Origin of the sequence: Aeromicrobium senzhongii (genome assembly GCF_014334735.1) — a bacterium.
In the GTDB taxonomy this organism is placed as follows: domain Bacteria; phylum Actinomycetota; class Actinomycetes; order Propionibacteriales; family Nocardioidaceae; genus Aeromicrobium; species Aeromicrobium senzhongii.
This window is the reverse complement of the sequence record NZ_CP060587.1, coordinates 2,270,996-2,293,570: the sequence shown is the minus strand read 5'-3', so window position 1 is coordinate 2,293,570 and position 22,575 is coordinate 2,270,996. Positions and strand designations below refer to the sequence as shown.

At 66.6% G+C, this 22,575-nt stretch carries 15 protein-coding genes; 7 read left to right on the top strand and 8 right to left on the bottom strand.

The window, feature by feature from the left end:
* Window positions 1–7: 7 nt before the first annotated feature.
* From H9L21_RS11325 to H9L21_RS15645, 7 genes are all read right to left on the bottom strand, one after another.
* Entirely contained in the window at window positions 8–553 is a 546-nt protein-coding gene (locus H9L21_RS11325) for a TetR/AcrR family transcriptional regulator (RefSeq protein ID WP_154596802.1), read from the bottom strand.
* Window positions 550–2,532, bottom strand: coding sequence for an MFS transporter (locus H9L21_RS11320; protein ID WP_187411471.1), 1,983 nt, complete (start codon window positions 2,530–2,532; stop codon window positions 550–552). The genes H9L21_RS11325 and H9L21_RS11320 overlap by 4 nt, the downstream gene beginning before the upstream one ends.
* A gap of 71 nt (window positions 2,533–2,603) precedes the next feature.
* Window positions 2,604–4,277 carry an ABC1 kinase family protein gene (locus H9L21_RS11315; RefSeq protein WP_154596804.1) on the bottom strand — a complete coding sequence of 558 codons (1,674 nt, stop codon included), beginning with the start codon at window positions 4,275–4,277 and terminating at the stop codon, window positions 2,604–2,606.
* Between the two features lie 121 nt (window positions 4,278–4,398).
* Window positions 4,399–5,118, bottom strand: a complete 720-nt coding sequence (locus H9L21_RS11310; protein ID WP_154596805.1) for a thermonuclease family protein — start codon at window positions 5,116–5,118, stop codon at window positions 4,399–4,401.
* Between the two features lie 5 nt (window positions 5,119–5,123).
* Complete coding sequence (locus H9L21_RS11305) at window positions 5,124–6,287, bottom strand: hypothetical protein (RefSeq protein WP_154596806.1); 1,164 nt, start codon at window positions 6,285–6,287, stop codon at window positions 5,124–5,126.
* Window positions 6,284–6,691 carry a hypothetical protein gene (locus tag H9L21_RS11300; protein ID WP_154596807.1) on the bottom strand — a complete coding sequence of 136 codons (408 nt, stop codon included), beginning with the start codon at window positions 6,689–6,691 and terminating at the stop codon, window positions 6,284–6,286. The genes H9L21_RS11305 and H9L21_RS11300 overlap by 4 nt, the downstream gene beginning before the upstream one ends.
* Before the next feature lie 34 nt (window positions 6,692–6,725).
* A complete protein-coding gene (locus H9L21_RS15645; RefSeq protein ID WP_154596808.1) occupies window positions 6,726–8,033 on the bottom strand; it encodes an OmpA family protein in 1,308 nt (435 codons plus the stop codon).
* Between the two features lie 481 nt (window positions 8,034–8,514).
* On the opposite strand from H9L21_RS15645, the gene H9L21_RS11290 reads away from it, so the two are divergent.
* Both H9L21_RS11290 and H9L21_RS11285 read left to right on the top strand, forming a co-directional pair.
* Window positions 8,515–8,802, top strand: coding sequence for a hypothetical protein (locus H9L21_RS11290; RefSeq protein ID WP_154596809.1), 288 nt, complete (start codon window positions 8,515–8,517; stop codon window positions 8,800–8,802).
* Window positions 8,803–8,885: 83 nt separating this feature from the next.
* A complete protein-coding gene (locus tag H9L21_RS11285) occupies window positions 8,886–9,317 on the top strand; it encodes a very short patch repair endonuclease (RefSeq protein ID WP_222865772.1) in 432 nt (143 codons plus the stop codon).
* Here the strand turns inward: H9L21_RS11285 and H9L21_RS11280 are convergent.
* Window positions 9,311–10,018, bottom strand: a complete 708-nt coding sequence (locus tag H9L21_RS11280) for a hypothetical protein (RefSeq protein ID WP_154596810.1) — start codon at window positions 10,016–10,018, stop codon at window positions 9,311–9,313. The two genes, H9L21_RS11285 and H9L21_RS11280, sit on opposite strands and share 7 nt — an antisense overlap.
* A 145-nt stretch (window positions 10,019–10,163) precedes the next feature.
* Here H9L21_RS11280 and H9L21_RS11275 point away from each other — a divergent pair, with 145 nt between their 5' ends.
* The 5 genes from H9L21_RS11275 (at window position 10,164) to drmB (ending at window position 22,569) form a co-directional block, all read left to right on the top strand.
* Window positions 10,164–11,198 carry a DNA cytosine methyltransferase gene (locus H9L21_RS11275; RefSeq protein ID WP_222865771.1) on the top strand — a complete coding sequence of 345 codons (1,035 nt, stop codon included), beginning with the start codon at window positions 10,164–10,166 and terminating at the stop codon, window positions 11,196–11,198.
* Between the two features lie 104 nt (window positions 11,199–11,302).
* Window positions 11,303–15,982, top strand: a complete 4,680-nt coding sequence (locus tag H9L21_RS11270) for a sacsin N-terminal ATP-binding-like domain-containing protein (RefSeq protein ID WP_154596812.1) — start codon at window positions 11,303–11,305, stop codon at window positions 15,980–15,982.
* Entirely contained in the window at window positions 15,982–17,742 is a 1,761-nt protein-coding gene (locus H9L21_RS11265; RefSeq protein WP_230081651.1) for a UvrD-helicase domain-containing protein, read from the top strand. Before H9L21_RS11270 ends, H9L21_RS11265 begins: the two co-directional genes overlap by 1 nt.
* Complete coding sequence (locus tag H9L21_RS11260) at window positions 17,739–20,837, top strand: helicase-related protein (protein ID WP_222865770.1); 3,099 nt, start codon at window positions 17,739–17,741, stop codon at window positions 20,835–20,837. Before H9L21_RS11265 ends, H9L21_RS11260 begins: the two co-directional genes overlap by 4 nt.
* A complete protein-coding gene (drmB, locus tag H9L21_RS11255; RefSeq protein WP_154596815.1) occupies window positions 20,830–22,569 on the top strand; it encodes a DUF1998 domain-containing protein in 1,740 nt (579 codons plus the stop codon). Before H9L21_RS11260 ends, drmB begins: the two co-directional genes overlap by 8 nt.
* Window positions 22,570–22,575: the final 6 nt, after the last annotated feature.

Sequence of the window (22,575 nt, the reverse complement as noted above, 5' to 3'; positions counted from 1 at the left end):
CGGAGGGCTACGCGCCGTCGAGAAGGCGTTGGACGACCGGACCGTAGACGGCCTCGACGGCGTCGAGCTCGGCGAGCAGGACGGGTGACTCGAAGAACCGCAGGGTCGTCGCCAAGCCCATCAGGGCGGCGACGGCGAGCTCGGCACGCAGCTCCGGTCGTGGGCCGTCGAGAACCTCCGAGAGCGGCGTGACGTAGCCGTGCAGGAACTGCGTCCGTACGGACTGGGGATCGGGGGCGTTCACGCGCAGCATGATGGCCCGGCCGAGGTGCTCCAGATCTCCGCGCCGCTGGCGGTCGACCAGTTCGGCGACGAGCGCCGTCCCGAGTGCGGAGACGGGAACGTCCGGCAACTCCGGTGCGGCGATCGTCGCCGTGCGGTGGAACAGCTGCTCCTTGCTGCCGGCCACCTTCATGACGAGCGAGGGAGAGGTGCCGGCCAGCGCCGCGATCTCGCGGATCGTCACCTCGCCGAAGCCCTTGCGCGCGAAGAGGTCGCCCGCCGCGCGCCAGACCGCGGCCCTCAGCTCGGCCGGATCGGTGGGAGCGGTCATGCGAGGGGAGTCCCCAACGTGAGGTCCGCGGTGCGGTTGGCCTCCCAGACGGTGACCGGGCGAGCGCCGGTCGCTCCGGTGTCGCAGATGGCGCTGAGCACGTAGCGCCCGTTCGGCGGCCGTGGCACCGCGTACCGCCCCTCGTGGTCGGTGCGGGTCGAGGTCACGACCTCGCCCGCGTGATGGGTCAGGATCACGAGCACCCCCTCGATCGGGACGCCGTCCGCGTCGGTGATCGTGCCCTCGAGGGTGAGCCGATCGCGCAGCACCAGGGGCGGCAATCCGGTCTCCACGTCGACGGTGACGATGCGCGAGCGCGGCTGCCAGCCATCGGCGGACGTCACGATGAAGTAGTCACCGTGGCCGGGCACGGCCACCGCGACCTGCCCGTCCGAATCGGCATGGCCCCAGTCGACGGCCGCACCCTCCATGGTCAGGACCGTCACGACGGCGTTGCGCACGGGGCGGGCGTTCGCGTCGACGACCTTGCCGTGCACCACGCAGTTGGGACGGCTGGAGGTCGCGGTCCCGGAACGATCCGCCTCGGGTGCGAAGTCCTGCATCCCCAGGGTCGGGAAGAGGACGGCCGCGCCGACCAGCGCCGCAGCCGCGGCGAGCCAGAACAGCAGCCTGATCGCGCCTTCGCTCGTCGCCTCCTCGCCGGCGATCGTCACGACGGACGCGGAGGTGACCGCGGCGACGATGGCGCTGGCGCTCGTGGTGCCGATCGACCGCAGCAACACGTTGAGTCCGTTGGCCGAAGCCGTCTCGGTGACCGGCACGGCGCGCATGATCATCGTCGGCAACGCGCCGTACACCATCGCGGTGCCGACGCCGACGGCGACCGATCCGATCACGACCTGGGCGAGGTCGTCGCTGAGGAACACGCGTGCGGCATAGGCGACACCCATGAGGAGCGCGCCGGACAACGCCGTCACCTGCGGCCCGAAGCGCCGCGTGAGCCAGGCCGAGACGGGTGCCATGAGGCCAAAGGCGGCCGCGTTGGGGACCATCCACCAACCGGTCTCGAGGATCCCGAGTCCCAGCCCGTAGCCGCTGGCCTCGGGCATCTGCAGCAGCTGGGTCGTGAGCAGCATGTTGGCGAACATCGCGAACCCGACGAGCACGGAGGCGGAGTTCACCAGGACGACGGAACGTCGGGAGGAGACGCGCAGGTCGACCAGGGGGCTCGGCGTCCGCAGCTCGACCGGGACCCAGATCGCGAGCAGCACGCCGCCGCCGGCGACCAGACCCAGCGTCGTCGGCGAGCCCCAGCCCCAGTGCGAGCCCTTGGAGAGCGCCAGCATGAGGGCGGTGAGGGCGGCCGACAGCAGCAGGGCTCCGCGGAAGTCGAAGCTGCCTCGGGTGCGGACGGGGGACTCGGGCAGCACCACCATGGCCGCGATGAGCAGGACGATCCCGACCGCGCCGGTCGCCCAGAAGATCGCGTGCCAGTCCAGGTGCTCGGAGATGAGGCCGGACAGGGGGAGTCCCACGCCGGCGCCGATCGCGAGCGTGGCACTCATGAGCGCCACACCGAGCGGGATGCGTTCACGCGGCAGCTCGTCACGCATGATCGCGATGCCGACCGGGACGACCGCCATGCCGACGCCCTGCAGTGCCCGAGCGACGATGAGCAGCACCAGGTCCTCGCTGAAGGCACCGAGGATCGATCCGAGGACCGAGATCGCCAGGGTCAGGACCATCATCCGGCGCTTGCCGTACATGTCGGCCAGGCGCGTCACGGTCGGGGTGGCGATCGCGCCCGTCAGGAGGGTGGCGGTCACCAGCCACGAGGTGCTGTCCGCCGAGGCGTCCAGGAGGTCGGGAAGCATCGGCAGCAGCGGCAGCAGGAGCGTCTGCTGCAACGAGACGACGATGCCGCACAGCGACAGGGTCGCCACGATGAGCGCGGCGCTGCGCCTCGGGGCTTCCGGCGGCTGGGCGGTGGTGGTCGGGGAGGACGTCGAGACAGTCACGGGATCCGTTCGGGGCTGGGGCGTGAACGTTTGTTCACGGCCAGTCAATCAGGTTCCCGCGCTCCGCGCGATCAGCTCGGCCGCGGGGGTCCGGCCGTGCGGTCCGTGCGGGCGACCTTGCGGTCCGTCATGACGATCCAGGCCGCCATGGCGATGCCGCCGCAGACGGCGAACAGGAAGAAGAGCATCGCGAGGCCCGGGTAGCCCAGCACCGTCCAGCTCGACGGCACGCGCATCATCAGGGCGGCACCCAAGATGGTGGCCGCGATGATGATGCCGAGCGTGACGCGGTTGGCGACCCGCTGGATCACGGTGTGGAGTCGCTGCTCGTCGATCGCGTCGACCTTGACCCGGAACTCGCCGTCGGCGAGCGAGTCCATGATGCGGTTCGCGCGCTCGGGCAGGTGCTCCACGAAGTTCTTCGACTCGATGGCGGCGGCCACGATGCCGCCGGGCGACATCTTCAGGCCGGCGGCCGAGATGTCGGTCGCGTTCTCGCGGATGGCGTCGGTGGGCGAGAAGCCGGGATCCAGGTGTGAGGTGGCCTGGTCGAGGTTCAGCAACGCCTTGCCCACCATCGACATCTCGGCCGGCGGGCGCAGCCCGTGCGCGCCGGACACCCGGCTGAGATCGACCAGCACGGCGCCGACCGCGACGTCCGCGCCGCTGGCGATCGCCTCGGAGACCAGGTGGGCGACGTCGCTGCGGAACGGGCCGGCCTCGAACGAGTCGAGCGGGTGGCCCATGGCGGCCAGGATCGACGAGGTCTCTTCGCCGTCCCCGTCGCTGATGGCCAGCAGCAGCTTGATGATGTCGTGCTGGATGCGTGGGGGGACCGAGGCCGTCATGCCGAGGTCGAGCAGGGCCAGACGTCCGTCGGGGGTGAGCAGCAGGTTGCCCGGGTGCGGGTCGGCGTGCAGCACCCCGGCGTCGAGGATCATGTGCAGGTAGGCGCTGAACAGCTGCTCGACGATCGGGCGCGCGTCGACGTCGGTGAGTCCCAGTGGGCCGATGTCGGTGACCTTGCGGCCCTCGACGAAGTCCATCGTCAGGATCTTCGAGGTCGTGTACGGCTCGACCGGCTGCGGCACCACGAGCAGGTCGTACGGGGCGGTCAGCTCGCCGAAGGTGACCAGGTTGCGGGCCTCGCGGCGGTAGTCCAGCTCGCCGGCCAGCGAGCGGCGGAACTGGTCGAGCAGCTGACCGAAGCCGAAGCTGCGCCCGATTTCGGTCCGGCGGTCGGCCAGGCGCGCCAGGCGACCCAGCACCTTCATGTCCTCGCGCACGAGCTCGCGAACGTGAGGTCGCTGCACCTTCACGACGACCTCGCGCCCGTTGCGCAGGACCGCGCGGTGGACCTGGCCGAGCGACGCCGCGGCGAGGGGCTTGACGTCGAAGTCGCTGAACCGCTCCTTGAGCGTGGCGCCGAGCTCGGTCTCGACGACCTCACGCACGGTGTCGAAGTCGATCGGCTCGACCTCGTCCTGCAGCCGCTCCAGCGCGGTCGTGTACGACGCCGGCAGCAGGTCGAACCGCGTCGAGAGCAGCTGGCCGAGCTTGATGAAGGTCGGCCCCATCTTCTCCAGGTCGTCCGCGAACGCCTGCGCGCGCTCGGCGTCGCCGAGCGGCGTCTCGTCGTCGATGTCGAACTCGTCGAGCTGGGTTCCGGACAGCAGGTCGGAGCGTCCATAGCGGCGAACCAGGCGGGCCAACGCGACATAGCGGTTGTCGTGCAGATTCGTCATGGCGCAAGCATGCCGGTCCCGGGCGCGCCATGGGGTGTCCCACGCGAGACTCGCTCAGGCTGCGGGACCGTCCGGAGTCTGCCGACCGTGGACGCGCCGAAGCGCGGAAGTGGTCTGTCGCTCAGCAGGCGGCCCAGAGGCCGCGGTCGTTCGCCCGGGCACTGGCTTCGGCTCGCGCCAGCTCATCACGGAAAGCGCGCCGGATCGGGAAGCGATCCTCGAACGTGGCGTATCCCTTGCGAACGAGCAACGCGTTGACGTTCGTGCCATCAGCCGTGAACACGAACCGCATCAGCCGGCCGTACTGGTCCCGGTCGTCTTGCGCACCGTCTCGAACGAGGAACACCCGCTTCCCCTCAAGCATGCGGGAGGCGAAGTCAGACGCTTCGGGGCCGAAGCACTCGACCGGAGTGTTCGGATTCCTCGTCTCGGGTGTGTCGATCCCGATGAACCGAACCGGCTCACTCACTCCGCCATAGAGCACTCGGATCGTGTCGCCGTCGGTGACGGAGAGAACCTCGTACGGCTTACCGAGGTCGACGGGCGGTCGCGTCGGTGTCGGTGCCTTGCTCTGCGTGGGAGTGGGTGTGGGTGTCGGGACTGTCCGCGGGGGAACGACAGAGGCGGTTGTGATCGGCGCGCTGGTGGGGGGCGAAGTGGCGGGGGATGAGGCCGCAACGGGTCGGGGAGACTCAGCCTGATCCTCGTCCGCAAACACCAGGACCGCTCCCGCGACGGCACCCAGAGCCAGTACTGCCCCGACCGCCCAAAAGAGCACGGGCGGCCGGGACGTGCCGGGGACGTAGGTCGTCCGCTGGTATGTCTGGCGTCGTTGTCTCACCGGTGTCAGTCGTGCGACCGCTCGGCGTTGAAGTTCGCGATGACCGTCTTCAGCTGGGCGACGGGTTCCTTCGTCTTCGCGTGGATCTTCAGCGCGGCGGCGTTCTGAGCAGAGTTCTCCGACTCGTCGATGATCTTCACTGTGTTGGCCAGCGTGGAATTCACGGCAGCGATCTCCGCGTCCAGCTTTTCGATCAATGCGATCTGCTCGGTGATCAGCTGCGTCCGGGCTTGGAAACCCGACTTCAACTGAAGGTAACTCTGCTGAGCGTTGTGGTAGACGCGACGCTTCTCAGCGCGCTCCTTCTGAATCTCGAGGGCACGCTGCTCGGTGCTGACGTTCTGCTTCTGCAGTTCGAGACGCTCGCGCTCGAGCTCCTCGCGCTTCTTAAGCGTCTCCAACTTCTCCTGATGGACAGCGGCCTCGCGTTCGCGCTTCAACTCCTGCTGGCGCTCTGCGTCGGCGGACTTGGCTGTCTTGCGCTCTGCCTGCTTGGCGACCATCTCGCGACGCTTCGCCTCGCGCTCCTCCTGGACGGTCGCGATGCGCTCACGCTGCTTGTCCATCGCTCGCTGCTTGTGGACTTCTTCGGCTCGCTTCTTGTCGGCGCGTGACTCCCTGAACTTGTGGAACCCGGTGTTGAGGAAGATGGACTTGGTGGCGTCCCGCGCCCCGAGGCCAGCGATGAGGTACATCAGCAGCATGATCGGTGCGAACACGACGTCCTGCTGCCGGACCTCTAGCCCGATCATCTGGATGACTCCGTCTTCACTGCCGAGCTCGAGGATCTTCCCGGAGAAGAGTCGAGCAGCGGAGATGGCCACGCCCAGGGCGATCCAGATCCCGATGTGGACGACTTTGCTGGCCTTGCCTGGCGGATGGTGTGCTTCCGCCTCGCTGTAACCGAGGTGAATCATGAACAGGAGTCCGGCGAGGCCGAGTGCCCCCGAAATGATGATCGAAGGGCGCTGCTCGAGATCGAGGACCTGACCGATGACGTCGTTCAAGAACGCCAGGTCAGCGATGCTGAGCGCGGCACACGCAACGAGGATTGCAACTGGCGCGAAGAACGGCATTTCGGCGGTCCTGGAGGACGAAGCCTTGGTCTGGGTAGCAGGCTGCGCCGCCTCGGCGCTCTCCTGATCAGTACGGGGTTCGACCGGTGTCATGCGTCGCTCCTGTTTTCCGCGTCCTTGAACCGCTTCCGCAGCGGCTCGATCGTGATCTTGTTCTCGGCCGGCATGTCGACATCCGCCAGCTCGGCCTCGAGCGCCAGCTTCTGCAGCGTCTGGAACGACTGCTGCAGACGGTGCGCATCGTTGCCGAGCGTGTTCAGCTCGTTCTCGATCTGTCCCGCGAGCTTCGCACGCTCGTGCCGCTGATCGGTCAGCGAGCCGTCCAGCGCGCTGCGGATCTCGGCCCGAAGATGCTCATACTCGGTGCCCATGATCGGAAGGTGCAGCTCAAGCGACTCGGCGCTCAGCTCACCTCGGCGCACTTTCTTCTTGACGTCCTTGGCGCACCTCTTGCCAATGCGGCGCAACCGCTTGCGGATCACAGCATCGGTGAGCACGTTCGACCTTGACATGAATACTCCTCCTGGCCCGTCAGCAATCCGGGTTTTCGGTGCGGGCGATCTTGATCTTGACCATGCGGTCGAGGCCGGGCTTATCAGCGTTGTTGTGAGGGCCGGCGCCCTTGCCCGAAGCGCGGATCAGGTTTGCGGGGACGCCCTCGCGGACCAACAGCTTCTTGACAGCGATGGCCCGCTCTCTGGACAGCGGAGCGTCCTTCGCGCCGGCGAGCTTGCGCTGCGTCGACGTCAGATAGATGTAGCCGTCCACGGTGATCTGGCGCACTCGTGCGGGGTCGTCCTGGTACACCGTGACCACCTTCCTGAGCGCCTTCTTGGCCTTCGTGGGGCTGGTGAAGTCCGCCTGGTCGCTGACGAACTCGAGCTTGCCTTCGCCCAGCGTGAAGTCGACGTTGCCACACCCGGTATCGGTCGTGCTGACCGTGAAGGCGGTGTCGACGGCGGTCGAACTCTGAGTGCGCGTGCTGACATGGACGCGTCCGCCGAGAGCGGTGGCGACGTCTTTGTACAGGCCCCGGACGATGTCCTTCTGCTTCGGCGACAGGCGCTCCTGAGGCTTCGTGGTGTCGCCGAGTCCAACGAAGTGCAGCGAGTACCCGCTCAGGTAGTCGCGACCGTACTTCTCGGCGAGTTGCTCGACCTTCGCCTCGCGCTTCTTGGCAGAGGTGAGCAGGTTGTCATTGGCGAAGTCGAGGTCCCCGCTGTCCGACAGGCCGGAGCCGATCACGGTGATGGTCGCGCCGCTGCTGAGGTTGCGGGAAGCCTCGATGACAGCCCCGAGGTAGTCGGCGCCGTTGCTGGCGGGCTTCTGTGTCTCGAGGAACGTCTCGAGTGCACGCGCGTTGTCGCGGACGTCGCGCTTCGCGCGTGTGGCGTTGGTGCCGATGCTCTTCAGGGCCAGCGCCTTCGCGTCGACGGACAGCACCGTCGGGGGAGCGGCGGCGGAGACGAACGCTATGGAACTCAGGATGTCCTCGGCGGTCTCGCCCTTATGCAGAAGAAGGCTTTCTTCGATGAGCTCGGAGGTATCCCGACCGAGCGTCGGTCGCGGTGAGTTCTGGGTGTGGCCCAGGACGATGGCGAACTCGTTTGACGGCGGCGGCGTGTACGGCCGGCTCGCCTGCTGCACCTGAAGGACCAGGAGAAGCGCCGAGACCACCGCGGTCCACTTCGTCACGGCGCTGACGAAGGTGAGAGTCCCGTACAACTGGTAACCGCGATACGCCTTGAAGGCGGCGAAGCCGAACACGACAGCAGTGAGGCCGAGAAGCAACGCCCTGTCAGAGCTGGCGGACAAGTTCTCCGCGAGGTTCGCCAACACGGACGTACCTACCTTTCGATGATCTGCACTCGTAGCCGAGTCAAGTGAGCGTATCCGCGGGGGGGCCTTCGCCGGGCCCGAATCGAGGCAACAGTGGGGCTGATGTGATAGTGAACACCTGGTCCCGGGCGCGTGGGCGTCAGGCTCAGAAGAGCATCGGTGTCGATCGCGTCATCCACGCTGTAGGCCTTCACTCGCGGTGCCCAAACATGGTCCGTCCGCCGAGCCGACGCACGGGCCGGCCGAGCAGTCCGAGCGGGAGCGCGCGCCCGAGGCGATCACCCCGCGAGCGACGCCTATGCCACGTTCGACCCCCGCGAGTCTGGCTGGACGAACGTGGTGTTCGAGCCCGGAATGTAAGCCGGATCGGCCCCGGTATCGGACCGTGGAGCGGGCCACTTATCTGTTGGCGTCGCCCGGACGCGGGCGTACAGTCAAGTGATCGGCTCGTCGATGCGACCTCTACCGATCGGAGTGCATCATGGCCCTCTCACTGCACGTGCCTCATCTGCACGTCCCGCACGTCGGATCAGCGCAGGACCAAGCCCACCAGCAGAAGACCAAGCCGTCGAAGTTCGGCGGCATCGTCCTCACGATCGGCATGCTCGTGGCCCTCGCCGCCTGGGTGAGCTCCGTCGTCGCGCTTCTGAGCTTGGGCCCGGTCGAGTTCGGCACCGAGTCCGCCACCGTCGTCGGCTGGACCGCCTTGGGCATCCTCTCGGCGATCAGCCTCTTTATGATGGGCATCTGGAAGGTCCACCGGGCCTAGGAGGCTCGATCGTTCCTCTCACAACGAGTTTCGGCGGGGTGGGGTAGGAGCAGGTATGCACTCGTTGCGGTAAGCAGGGAGGCATGGAAGTTCGATCCTGGGCATCGTCCCCCGGGACGCGTCGCAGCATGCAAAGCAACCGTGGCCGGGACACGCAACCCGAGTTGGCCGTTCGTCGAATCGTCCATGCGCAGGGTTTGCGATATCGGGTCGATGCTCGGCCGTTGCCTCAGTTGAATCGTCGAGCGGACTTGGTGTTCACGCGAGTGAAGGTGGCCGTTTTCATCGACGGTTGTTTCTGGCACGGATGTCCGGTGCACCACACGAAGGCAAAGGCCAACGCCGAGTTCTGGGCGACGAAGGTGGCGACCAACCGATCCCGAGACGAGGAGACGAACCGACTCCTCGACGATGCGGGCTGGTGCGTTGTGAGGGCCTGGGAACATGACGATCCCACCAAGATCGCCGACCGCGTCATGAGAGCCGTCGCGTCCCGGCGGGAACCTAGTCAGTAGCCGGCGCGCAGCTCCTCCAGCGCTTCCGAACCGGCCTCGACCCAAAGGCGCCAGGCCATCGGCGCGTGGCGCATGCACTCCTCCGTACTCGTCCACGGGTCACGTCGGTCGTCGAACCAACGCGGGTCGACGATCCCGGTATCGAGCACGGCCAGCTCGAACTTGAAGTTCGAGAACAGTCCTCCGTCGCCGGCGGTCTGACGTACCAGGGTGATGTTGTCGATCACGCACACTCCGAGGAACGTTCCGACGCCCTTACGGCCGAAGGAGAACGCGAGGACCGGAGGCGCAACGGCTCGGTCGCTTTCGAAGTCCGAGGCGTGCAGTTCCGCAGTCTCGATCAGGCGCCGATTGCCCGGCGCATCGGCTGCCGGCTTCATCGAGCCTGGCTTGTTGTCCCCGAAGTAGGTGATCGTCCCCGTCTCGGGGTCATACCGGTCGTGCCACGGCGTCGTCTCTGTCCCAGCCTTGTGGGTACTCGTCCTGCAGCTGACGAGCGGGCGTCGCACCTCGTCGTAGGCATCCACAACGGCCGCCGGAGCGTCGATCCCCTTTTCGAGGCGGGGTAGCGCTCCCTGGGGACGCTCTGGGTCGTTCATCAGCCAGTGGAAGTTGGGGTAACCGTCGATCAGGGGACTGACGGTATCGAGCGCCTTGGTGTAACGGATGGAGCTGCCTGGGCGCATGAGGCGAGTGGTCACGAGCGGAAGCTACCGGTTGATGCTCCTCGGTGGACGAGCGGCTGCCTTCGGCTCCTCCAGTGACCGCTTGGGGTGGCGCCGGTGAGTCTCCCGCTTCCAGCGGCGGCTCGGTCCTTAGACTGCGATCATCATGCGCCGACTCAGGATGATCGACCTCTTCGCTGGTTGCGGCGGACTCACGTCGGGTTTCATGGCGACAGGTCGGTTCGAATCGGTCGCGGCGGTCGAGTGGGATCCCGATGCGGCGGCGACGTACGCCCACAACTTCGGTGAGCACGTCCATGTCGGCGACATCGCAGACTGGGCGCAGGGCGAGCTGCCCGAGGCGGACGTCGTCGTCGGAGGCCCGCCGTGCCAAGGGTTCTCGCAACTTGGGAAGCGAGACCCCGAGGACCCGCGCAACTCGATGTGGCACCACTACGTCACCGCGTTGGACAAGATCCGTCCGCGTTACTTCGTCATGGAGAACGTCCCGCAGTTTCTGAAGTCCGCCGAGTATGCGCAGTTCATCGCGGAAACAGCCGAGGGCGGTCGCCTCGATGGGTACCGGGTCGCGACCTACCTGGTCAATGCGGCGGACTACGGCGCAGCTCAGAACCGCAGACGAGCCGTCGTCCTTGGGGCCCGTGATGAGCAGCCGGTGCTCCTCGCGCCGGATGGGAGTCTTCCGCGAACAGTCGCCGACGCTTGGCAGGGCTTGGCGACGGACGTGACCGAGACGAACCTGCCAGCGTGCTCGACGATCGTGAACGGACGGCCGGTTCCCGGTCCGTTCAAGCTCGAGGACATTCACGTCACGCGGAATCCCACCGAACTGTCTCAGCGGCGGTATCGGGAGATCCCGCCCGGCGGGAACCGCCGGAATCTGCCCGACGACCTGAAAGCGCCGTGCTGGCGAAAGCACGACTCCGGCTCCGGTGACGTGATGGGCCGGCTCCACGCCGACCGCCCGAGTGTGACCATCCGGACCGAGTTCTTCAAGCCGGAGAAGGGCAGATACCTCCATCCCACGGCGCACCGCCCGATCACCCATGCCGAGGCGGCACTCCTGCAGGGATTCGACGAGGAGTTCGAGTGGTGTGGCACGAAGGTCTCGATCGCCAAGCAGATCGGCAACGCCGTCCCGCCGCCGCTCGCCGGCGCGATCGCACGCGCGATCCTCGCGCACTTGGACAACTAGCCTGACCGGACCATTTCCGTCACAAACTTGCGCATTCGCCCAAAACCGCCCCCGCGACGGGATAAGAAGTAAAGGGAATGTGTTGACTCGGGGAAGGTTGTGGCGTGGGGGAGTGGGCAGGGGTCGAGGGGCCGGTTGCGCGAGAGGTCGTTGAGCAGGTGTCCAGGTGCCTGGCCACGTACCGGGAGGATCGGCTCCGAGTCGAGCAAGACGCAGCGATCGAGTCGAACATCGCACAGGGTGGCTACGGGCGTAAGCAGCTCTACGAGTTGATCCAGAATGGTGCCGACGCGATGCTCGGCCAGCCGGGCGCGATCGAGATCGTACTGACACGGGACACGCTGTACGTTGCCAACGAGGGTCGACCGATGACGGTCGAGGGCGTCCACGCGCTGATGGCTTCGCACCTTTCGCGGAAGCGCGGCGACGAGATCGGTCGCTTCGGGCTCGGGTTCAAGTCCGTTGTGGCGATCTCCGACTCACCCGCGCTCTACAGTCGCTCCGGGTCCTTCGGTTTCGATCGGGCGATGGCCGAGAAGGAGATCGAGACGGTCGTCCCGGGCGCCCCGTCGTATCCGATGATGCGACTCGCCAGGGTGCTCGACGCCGACGCGGACGCTCGCAAGGACGCGGTCCTCGCTGAACTCATGCGATGGGCGACGACCGTGGTGAAGGTTCCCTTGAAGGAGGGTCGCGGAGCGCTCGCGGAGGATCTTCGGAGCTTCCCCGCGTCGTTCCTCCTGTTCTCGCCGCACGCACGCCGGGTGTCGTTGAGTGACCGGGTCGACGTCCTCGATCGCGTGCTGACGGTGTCTCAGGAGGCCGACGGCGTCCTGACCCTGTCGGACACCGCTGCGGAGGATAAGGACAAGAGCGTCAGGTGGCGGGTTGCTCGGCGCGAACACCGTCCGAGCCGAGCGGCCCTCGAGGACGCGGGCGATCTCGCGCACCGGGAGACGATCAGCGTCGCGTGGGCCGTGCCGCTCGGGGGACGCGATCATGTCGGGCGGTTCTGGGCGTTCTTCCCGACGGAGGAGAGAACGACGCTCTCGGGGATCGTCAACGCCCCATGGAAACTCACGGACGACCGTCGCCACCTCCTACCTGGCGCGTTCAACGAAGAGATCCTGACCGAGGTGCTGCCGGAGGTCGTCGCCTCCGAGTGGCCTCACCTGCAGCGTTCGTCCGACCCGTCCTGGGCGCTCGATCTGCTCCCCGCCCGCGGACGCGAAGAGCGCAGCTGGGCAGACGGTGTGCTCAATCGGCCGGTGTTCGACCGGTTGCGCGAGGTCCCGTCCTTGCCTGACATGTCGGGTGTTCTCCGTGTGCCGAGTGCACTGCGGATCCATCCGAGTGTCGCTACGCGGACGGAAACCGATGGTTTGACGGAGACCGAGCTCGCGACGTGGGCGATGCTCGACCCCGCGCCGTCCGGTTGGGTGCACCATTCGGTGGACAACAATCGCGAGCGGCGCGCGAAGGCTCAGCGACTTCTGACGGATATCTCGTCGTCGGACTCGACCCGTATCGCCGGTGTCACCGAGTGGGTCGAGGCACTGCTCGAACCGCCGACTCTCGCCGGTTCCGCGGTCGCGATCGAACTGGTCCGGGTCCTCAGCCGAAAGAATGAGTTCAAGCAGCAGGCGAGAGCGGCGAAGGTCGTCATGCTCGAGGATGGGATGCTCGCCCCGGCGCGGCCAGGCCGGATCTTCGTCCGCTCTAGCGGCGACGAAGAGGGGTTCAATTTCCTCCACCCCGAGCTCGCTGCGTTGCCGGCGGCGGTGGAGGCACTGGACGAACTCGGGATCAAGCTCCTGGATCGTGCGGGCGAGTTGCGGAACGCGGTCTCGGGGCAGCTGCCGACGAAGATCGAGTGGCGGCGAGTCTGGGCGATGTCCCGCGACTGCTCCGACGAGACGGTTTTCTCGATCTTCCGCGAGGAGCTTCCGCAGCCCCTGGAGCTCAGCGTCCGCGTGCGCAACCGTGCGGGAGCCTTCGTCCCGTTGGCTGCCGTGTTCGAGCCGGGGGGCGTCATCGATCACGTGTCGCGCGGTGACGAGAGCTTCACGTTGGACATCGAGTACCACCGAGACGACCTTGAGAAACTCAAGAGCCTCGGGTTGGTCTCGCAGCCGACGCTCCGTTCGGACACTCCCGAAGAGCTCTGGATGCGGACTTATAAGGATAAGTTCAAGGAGAGCTACATCGCGTCACTCACGGGACCGAAGCCGGACCCGGAGAAGTTGATCGTCGAAGGACCGCCCGTCCCGTGGCCACTCGACACGTTGCGAGGACTGTCCGAACGGTCGAGAGTCGCGATGACGAACGTCGCGCTCGGCCTCGCCTCGGGTCAACCGTGGAAGGTCCGACACCAGACCGCGGCGCAGTACCCGCCGAAGACGTACATGGATCCCACCTACTGGTGGATCAGGCAGCACGGAAGACTCGAAACCCGGGTGGGCGCATTCCAGCCGCGATCCTGCGTCCTCGCCGATGACGGTGATCAGGTTCCACGTGACGTGTTCCCCGTCGTGGACCTGGACCCGAGCACCGCCGGTGCGCTCGGCGTCCTTCCCGACCTCGACTCGATGACGTTCACGGACTGGCATCACCTGTTCGACGTTGCTCGCGGCTGGGAGGCGACACGGAGAAACCTTCTGTACGCATGGGGCGCTTGGAAGACCGAGCCTCCGGAGAAACTCGTGGCGACCGTGGGGGATCGCGACCGCGAGGTGCCGATCGACGAAGTCGCCGTGGTCGGCAGGAAGGAGGATCTGCGCTCGCTTCAAGAGCAGCGCAGCCCTGTCATTCTCGTCGAGGATCCGGACGACCTCGCGCAGCTCATCGATGCCTGGGGCCTCGAAGACGGCAAGCTGCTTCTGGAGCAGGAACTCGTGTTCGAGGCGAGCGGCGAGCCTCAGGTTCTGATCGACGCCTTCCCGAAGCTGCGTCTCTGGGATGTGCCGGCGTCGATCAAACTGCTCATCTGCGAATCCATCGAGCTCGTGACCGTCACGAACCACGGCACGAGGACGAGACCGGTCAGGAGCTACCTCAACGAGGACACGCTCCTGACGACGTGCACGGAGCACAGGGACATCCTGCGGAGCGTCTCGGAACAGCTTCAGCTCGGCATGACCGCCGAGGAGATCCAGTCGGTGCTTGATCAGATCCGCTCCCAAAAGCTCGAGGCGACGATCGCCCGAGTGCGATCCGCGGATACGGTCGAGAAGAAGCTGGCGCTGCTCATCGGTGAGGAACAACTCGTCCGACAGATTCCCGCGGCAGCCGTGGAGGCGGTTCGAGCGGATCTGGGGCGAGAGCCGACTGGCGAAGAGATCGCCCGGCTCGTGCTGGCCGTGCATGGCGTCCGGTGTCTGCCTGCCTACAAGAGCGACCTCGACGAGAAGGGCCTCGAGCCTCCTACCCAATGGGTCGGCGGTTCGGCGACCCGGCGATGGGTGGCCGATCTCGGCTTTCCACCGGAGTATGCGGGGTTCGTCGAGGACGCGAAGCCCGCGATGTTCGCGGTGGACGGTCCGGCGGATCTCGATCCGCTGCACGACTATCAGGAACATGTGACGGAGCGCATCAGGTCCATGCTTCGCGGCGAGAGCACCGACGCGCGTGGCCTGGTGTCGCTGCCCACTGGCGCCGGCAAGACTCGAGTCGCGGTACAGGCGTTGGTCGAGGAGATCGCCGAAGGTCGCCTCGACGGGCCGATCGTCTGGATCGCGCAGACCAACGAGCTTTGTGACCAGGCCGTGGAGACGTGGTCCTTCATCTGGCGAGCCAAAGGTTCGGCGAGGCCGCTCCACATCGGGCGTCTCTGGGGTACCAATGAAGTCGAGGAAATGGGTACGGGTATCGGGATCCAGCTCGTCGTCGCGACTCCGCAGAAGCTGCTGAGCGTGAAGCGGCGGTCCGAGTACGAGTGGCTGACAGACAACACCGTGGTGGTCGTGGACGAGGCGCATACCTCGGTCGCGCCGATGTACACCGAAGTTCTGAGGTGGCTGGGTTTGGGCCGCTCGCGAAAGAATCGACGAGCCATGATCGGCTTGACCGCGACGCCGTTCAGGAACACCAATGTCGCCGAGACGCGGCAGCTTGCGGCCCGGTACGACCACAACAGGCTTGATGCAGGAGCCTTCGAGGGTGACCCGTACGAACATCTCCAGCGGATGGACGTCCTGGCGCAGGTCGAGCAGGAGATCCTCCCGGGGGTGGAGATCGAGCTCAGTGCTTCCGAGCTCGCGGATGCCGAGAAGTTCAAGGACATCCCGAAGAGCGCTCTCGTCAAGCTCGGCACGAACGTGCAACGCAACGAGACGATCTTGCGGTCTGTGACGTCATTGCCGGATGACTGGACGGTTCTGCTGTTCGCGACGTCGGTCGACAACGCACGGGTCCTGGCTTCCCTCCTCACGTTCCGGGGGATCCCGGCTGTGGCCATCTCGAGCGATACCGACATGGCCGCTCGGAGGCACTACATCGACGAGTTCAGGGCCGGGCGCATCCGGGTCATCACCAACTACAACGTTCTCGCCCAGGGCTTCGACGCGCCTGCGGTGCGGGCGGTCTACGTGACGCGTCCGACCTACAGTGCGAACCTGTATCAGCAGATGATCGGTCGCGGCCTTCGCGGTCCGCTCAACGGGGGCTCGAGCAAGGTCAAGATCGTGAACGTGCAGGACAACGTCGAGCAGTACGGGGCCGACCTGGCGTTCACGGAGTTCGAGTACCTCTGGCGCAAGGACGGGAACGGGGCTGGTCGTCCGTGATGAGGCAGGTCAGTCTCGACGCGTCTCAGCAGCTCGTCGCAGAAGTCGACGCCGGGACCCGCCAGGTGGTCATCGCTCCCGCCGGTACCGGAAAGACGGAGACGGTCGCGGCGCTCGTCGAGCATCTCGTGGACGAGGAGGGCGTCGACGCGTCGCAGGAGATCCTCGTGTTGAGCTTCTCCCGCGCCGCGGTGAGTGCGCTTCGGCGACGGTTCGCCGCCGGGGATCGCGCACTTCGCGGGCTGAATGTGAGGACCCTGGACGCTCTGGCGGCGCGGATCATCGCGAGCGCCGAACTCGACATCGAGCCAGGGGGTTCGTTCGACACGCGTATCGAACAGGCGACGCGTCTGCTGCGGGACGGGCAGGTCTCGGACGAGTTGGAGATCGTCGAGCACGTCGTCGTCGACGAGGTTCAGGATGTCGTGGGCGTCCGTGCCCTGTTCGTCCTCGAGATCTTGAAAGCGGTCGACGCGGGGTTCACGGTTCTCGGTGATCCGCAGCAGGCGATCTACGACTTCCAGCTGCGCGACGACGCGGATGTTACGTCGGCGAGGTTCCTGGCGATGCTGGATCAGCGATTCGCGCCCGTTCGTCGTGCTCTGGAGACGAATTACCGGGCTGTATCGGACGATGCGCGCAGATTCGCTCAGCTGGGGGCGCGGCTCGACGGAATGACGTCCACGACGCGAACGTCGACGGTGCGAGACGAGCTCGCCTCTGTTCCTGCGATGGGCGCGATCGAAGATCTGGTGCCGTTTCTCGGGCGCTGGGAGGGGCAGACGACGGCGTTCCTCTGCGACACCAACGGAGTCGCCATGACCGTCCGCGACCGACTGCGTGAGCTCGGGGTGCAGGCGGCCCTGCAAAGCTCTGCCGATCAACGAGGAGTGACTCGGTGGGTGGCGGACACGCTCGACCGCGAGCGAGGCAGGACCCGCCGATCGGACTTCTTCGATCGCTGGGAAGAGGAAGGCGACGCACGCCTTTCGGCCGCGGAGGCCTGGCGCCTCGTGAAGCGGATGGAGCGCGGCTTCACATCGCCGGACGTCGTGGAGACCACCCGAGTCGCGGCGGCGGTGGCGCGCCGCGACGTGCCGGCCGAGCTCCTCGAACCGCCTGTCGCCGAGGTGATCGTGTCGACGATCCACAGAAGTAAGGGCCTCGAGTTCGACAATGTCGTGCTGGTGGACTCCCGGGCATGGTTGCCCGGCGATGCCGGTGACGACAAGACGTCCGCCGCCTACGTCGCGCTCACGCGAGCGCGCGATCGCATCTTCGCCGCGGATGCCGAAGTCCCGAAGGGCCTGCGCAAGGATGAGAAGTCGGGCCGCTGGGTCGTGAAGGGCTTCAAGCACTTCCAGACCCACGGGTTCGAGCTCAGGCCGGCCGACACGCGTTCCATGACAGACCCTGCGCGGATCGAAGCGACCGCGGACTACATCCGCGAGCGTATCGCCGTCGGTGACGAGCTGACGCTGTCGCTCAACAGGGCACTGAGCGACCTGATCCGCCCGGTTTACGACGTCTTTCACGATGGTTGGCGCATCGGTGTCACGACCGAGGACTTCGGGTTCGACCTCAAGGCGCGCCTCGGGTACAAGACACGTCGCTGGCCGATCCTCGAAGATCTGCGGATCGACGGTTTCGAGACACGCGGTTGTGGACCGGAATACTCGGCCCCGGGCGTCGCGTCTCTGTGGCGGGGCGTCGTCGTCACGGGGATGGCACGACTGAACTGGAACGTGGAGGACGAATGATGTCGAAACTCGACCCCTGGTACGACCTGCGAGCTCGCCTCGTCGACGCCCTGGTCGCCGACCTGGTCGGTGGACCCGATGACGTCGTCCTCGAGGAGGCACCGCTGGACCGTTTCGTGATGGGGATCCTGCACCCGCAGTCCGTGGGCACGATGGAGGTCGAAGCCGACACCCCCGAAACGGCCTCGGGGACGGGTCCCGACGCGGTCTACGACCCTGCGGTGGCGCTGGCGCGTCGTCAGTACCCCTCGTCGATGGGACTCACGGTCGCGCTCGATCCACGTGAGACGCCGGAGTTGGAGATCGACGTCGTCGCCTCCCGATACGGAGAGTCTGAGGGCGGCCGTTGGGAGAGGGCTTCCGACGTTCAGCGCACATTCAGCATCCTGACCGACGAGCCGGGACGGACGAGGTTCGAGGTGGCGGACTCGCTGGAACTCCAGGTCTTCGTGCGGAGACCGCACGAGGGGACCGTGCCGGTGACGGTCGCTCTGATCAACACTGCGAAGGAGCCCGCGAAGGGGAGGAAGGACGGCCTGTGCTGGTTCCAGCCCCGGATCGCGCTCCGCGTTCCCCAGGGTGCGTTCCGTGACCGGAACGTCGCACGAGGGCAGGGGACCGACGACGAGGCCGGTTCGTACGCGCTGCTCTACCGGGACGCCCACGATCTCGCCGTCGGCCACGGGTGCGCCGTCGAGTGGGACACCGGGGCGAAACGCGTCCTCGAAGTGTCGACGACGTTCGTCCCACGCTATGCGGTGGCGCTGGCGGAGCCGAGCGGATCGCAACAGCAGCCGATCCTTATGAAGGATCTGGCCGCGAAGGCCGGCGTCGGGCCGCTCGAGGAGATGGTGGCCGGGTACGCGGACTGGATCGCCGAGCGGGAGCAGGACTCGGCAGAGCTCCAGGGCGAGCTGCTCGACGCAGCGAAGAAGCACCTGCGTGAGGCCCGCGAGTCCGCCGAGCGCATGCGTGCGGGCATCGCCCTGATCCTGCGGGACGAGACCGCCTGCGAGGCCTTCGCGCTGATGAACGAGGCGATGCGCCTGCAGCGCTACCGCCAGGACGTCGCACGGAACGGTCGCGAGGCCGCCGACGCTGCGGTCCAGGAATGGCGTCCCTTCCAGATGGCGTTCATCCTGATGAACCTTCCCGACCTCACGGATCCGGAGTCGGAAGGGCGGGACCACGTCGACCTGCTCTGGTTCCCCACGGGCGGCGGCAAGACCGAGGCCTACCTCGGTCTGATCGCGTACGCGATCTTCCTGCGCCGACTGCGCGATCCGTATGCGGGTGGAGTCTCGGTCATCATGCGGTACACCCTGCGGCTGCTGACGATCCAGCAGTTCGAACGCGCGGCGGGCTTGATCTGTGCGATGGAGTCGATCCGACGCCAGAGGATGCCCGATGCGGTTCCGGTGTCGCTCGGCCTGTGGGTCGGCCAGGGGGCGACACCGAACAACGCGAAGGACGCACGATCCGGGCTCAAGGCCCTCGAACGCGGGGAGTTCGCGTCGAAGGGCAACCCGCGGCAGCTGTTGTCGTGTCCCAGCTGTGGAGAGCACCTGCCGCTGTCCGCGTACTCCGTGCTGTCGGGTCCGGATCGCCTCGGGGTCCGCTGTCCGAACGGTGACTGCGACTTCCACGGCGGACTGCCGGTGCATCTGATCGACGACGACGTCTACCGCGAGCGCCCGTCGCTCGTGATCGGGACGGTCGACAAGTTCGCGATGATGGCGTGGAAGGAGCAGGCGCGGTCGATCTTCGGTTCGGACGGCGCGAGTCTCCCGCCCGACCTGATCGTGCAGGACGAACTTCACCTGATCAGTGGCCCTCTCGGCACGATGGTCGGACTGTACGAGACGGCCGTGGATGCGGCATGCTCGCGCATCGCGCGCCCGAAGGTGGTGGCGTCGACCGCGACGATCCGCCGGGCCGAGAAGCAGGTCCGGGCGGTGTTCGACCGCGGAAGCCGGCAGTTCCCGGCGTCTGGCCTGAAGGCGTCCGACTCGCACTTCTCGGTGGAGGCCTCGCCCGAGAAGAAGGGTAACCGGCTCTACGTCGGCTTGATGTCGCCGAGTGTGAGTCACACGACGCTGATGGTGCGTGTCTATGCAGCCATCCTCGATGCCGCGAAGGCGCTCGAGGCGGACGAGTCGGTGCGCGACGCCTACTGGACGCTTCTGGGCTACTTCAACAGCCTCCGCGTGCTCGGTGGTGCCTTCATGCAGGTGCAGGACGACGTTCCCGACCGCCTGAAGCTGATCGCGAACCGTCTCGAGCACGACCGGAGGGAGCTCGAGGGAACCACGCTCGAACTCACCTCACGCATCGACTCCACTCAGGTGCCGGCAGCTCTGGAACGCCTCGGCACGAGCTTCCCGGATCCGGACTCGCCCGACGTCGTCCTGGCGACGAACATGATCTCCGTCGGCGTCGACGTGGACCGTCTGGGCCTCATGGCGGTCATGGGTCAACCTCAGGCAACGGCTGAGTACATCCAGGCGACGAGCCGCGTGGGCCGTAAGTACCCCGGTCTCGTGCTCACGATCTACAACTCCGCCCGATCACGGGACCTTTCGCACTACGAGCTGTTCACCTCGTATCACCAGGCCCTCTACCGCCAGGTCGAGGCGACGGGCGCCACCCCGTTCGCCGCTCGTGCGCGCGACCGAGGCCTGCACGGCATGCTCGTCTCGCTCGTACGTCAGATCGTCCCGGGCGCGGGGGAGGACAAGGCGGCAGGCAACATCGCCTCGTGGACCGAGGACATCGCCAAGGTCAAGAGGATCGTTCTGGAGCGTGCTCGCCGCATCGCCCCGGAGGAAGCCGAGGCATTGGAAACGCAGTTGGACGAGCTCATCGGCTCGTGGGTCGACGCCGCCGGGGCCGGAGAGATCACCCGTTATCCGGGGTGGCGCCAGGACTTCACCCACGCGCTCCTCAAGGACGCGAGCGTGGTGGTCGACGACGACCAGTTCGATTACCCGGTCGACGAACCCCCCTGGCCGACGATGACCAGCCTCCGGGACGTCGACGCGACGTCCTTCCTCTACCTCGTGCCCTCCAAGCGGAAGAAGGCGAACCGTGGCTAACAACGTGGCCGAGTCCCGGCGCACGCAGTTGGTGTCGACTTACGGGGTGGGTGCACTCTTCCCTGCGCGGGACGAGAGCTTCATGATCCTGGGGCTCGACGACTGGAAAGAGGACCTTTGCAAGGAGATCCCGGAGCCGCGTCTCGCGCGCTCGCTGGGCGTTCAGACCTTCAAGCTCCCGCCGTCCGGCTCGTACAAGAGCCGTGACGTTCCGGTCATCCGGTTTCCGGAGATGCACTACTGCCCGAGCTGTCGACGTCTGGACTTCCACAACACGTTCTGCTCGTGGGATGCGAACGTCTGTGAGGACTGTTCCCGCCAGCTCACCCCCTCGCGTTTCGTGGTGAGCTGCGTAAACGGGCACATCGACGAGTTCCCCTACTCACGCTGGTTGCACCAGGGCGATTTCGATGTGAGCAAGAAGCATCGGCTCAGCCTGAGGACCCGCGGCGAGAGTTCGTCGCTCAGTGACATCGTGATCTCGTGCAGCTGTGGGGTGAAGTCGCGCACGATGGCCGGGTCTTTCGGGCGGAAGGCGCTCCTCGGGCTGACGAAGTGCACGGGACGCCGTCCGTGGCTGAACGGGTCCGAATCCGAGACCTGCTCGGAGGTGCCACGCACGATGCAGCGCGGTTCGTCGAGCGTCTGGTTCCCGGCGGTCCGTTCGGCGATCTCGATTCCGCCGTGGTCGGACAAGGTGCACAAGCTCATCGGGAAGTACTGGCCGATCCTGGAGCGCATTCCGGTCGAGGACCTCCGACCCGCTCTAGTGGGGCTCGCTCAACCGACGCCTCCTGGACCCGGCATGGATGATCTGGTCGCGGCCGTCCTTCAACGTAAGGGCCTGCTCGGAGACGAGAAGATCACCGAGCAGGATCTGCGCGACGACGAGTTCAAGGCGCTCTACGACGGGTTCCCCGAGTCGTCGTCCCACCAGCAGTTCGTGTCGCTACCCGTGACCGACGTGCCCGAGGACGCCCGGGGCGTCTTCGAACGTGTCTGCCAGGTCAGCCGGCTCCGCGAGGTGCGAGCGCTGCACGGCTTCTCGCGGGTGGCGCCGAGCGACGGCGAGGGCTCGGGAGCGGTCTCGGCGGTTGCGCCCTTGGCGCTCCACCGGACCAACTGGCTGCCGGCCGTCGAGGTGCACGGCGAGGGCGTCTTCATGAACTTCGACGAGGACGAGATCGCGCAGTGGGCCGAGTCCGACTTCGTCGTCGAGCGTGTCGGGGTGCTTCAGAACGCGCTGAACCTCAAGGCCGCAGAAACGGGAACGCCGGCTGTTGAGGCGTCGGCCAAGCGGGTGCTCCTGCACACGCTGGCGCATGTCCTGATCCAGGAGCTGGCGCTCGACGCGGGGTACCCGGCGGCGTCCCTGCGCGAGCGGCTCTACACGAACGACGACCAGGCGGGGATCTTGATCTACACCGCCTCCGCCGACTCCGCCGGAAGCCTCGGCGGCCTGTCCGCCCAGGCCGACGGCGAGCGACTCTGGAACGTGGTGAGGTCGGGTATCGCGCGCGCTTCGTGGTGCTCGACGGACCCCGTGTGTATCGAGTCGACCGAGTCGGGTAAGGACGCGCTGAACCTGGCCGCGTGCCACGCGTGTCTCCTCGTACCCGAAACAAGTTGCGAGCTCGCCAACACGTACCTGGATCGGGCGCTGTTGGTCGGGACGCCCGAGTCCGGGTACGAGGGAGGCTTCTTTTCGGGCAGGGACGGGGGAGGCGGATGAGGCGAT

Bases quoted from the DNA above. Each gene is read 5' to 3' on its own strand.
- H9L21_RS11325 (WP_154596802.1), bottom strand. From the start codon at position 553: ATGACCGCTCCCACCGATCCGGCCGAGCTGAGGGCCGCGGTCTGGCGC.
- H9L21_RS11315 (WP_154596804.1), bottom strand. From the start codon at position 4,277: ATGACGAATCTGCACGACAACCGCTATGTCGCGTTGGCCCGCCTGGTT.
- H9L21_RS11305 (WP_154596806.1), bottom strand. From the start codon at position 6,287: ATGACACCGGTCGAACCCCGTACTGATCAGGAGAGCGCCGAGGCGGCG.
- H9L21_RS11290 (WP_154596809.1), top strand. From the start codon at position 8,515: ATGGCCCTCTCACTGCACGTGCCTCATCTGCACGTCCCGCACGTCGGA.
- H9L21_RS11285 (WP_222865772.1), top strand. From the start codon at position 8,886: ATGGAAGTTCGATCCTGGGCATCGTCCCCCGGGACGCGTCGCAGCATG.
- H9L21_RS11275 (WP_222865771.1), top strand. From the start codon at position 10,164: ATGATCGACCTCTTCGCTGGTTGCGGCGGACTCACGTCGGGTTTCATG.
- H9L21_RS11265 (WP_230081651.1), top strand. From the start codon at position 15,982: ATGAGGCAGGTCAGTCTCGACGCGTCTCAGCAGCTCGTCGCAGAAGTC.
- H9L21_RS11260 (WP_222865770.1), top strand. From the start codon at position 17,739: ATGATGTCGAAACTCGACCCCTGGTACGACCTGCGAGCTCGCCTCGTC.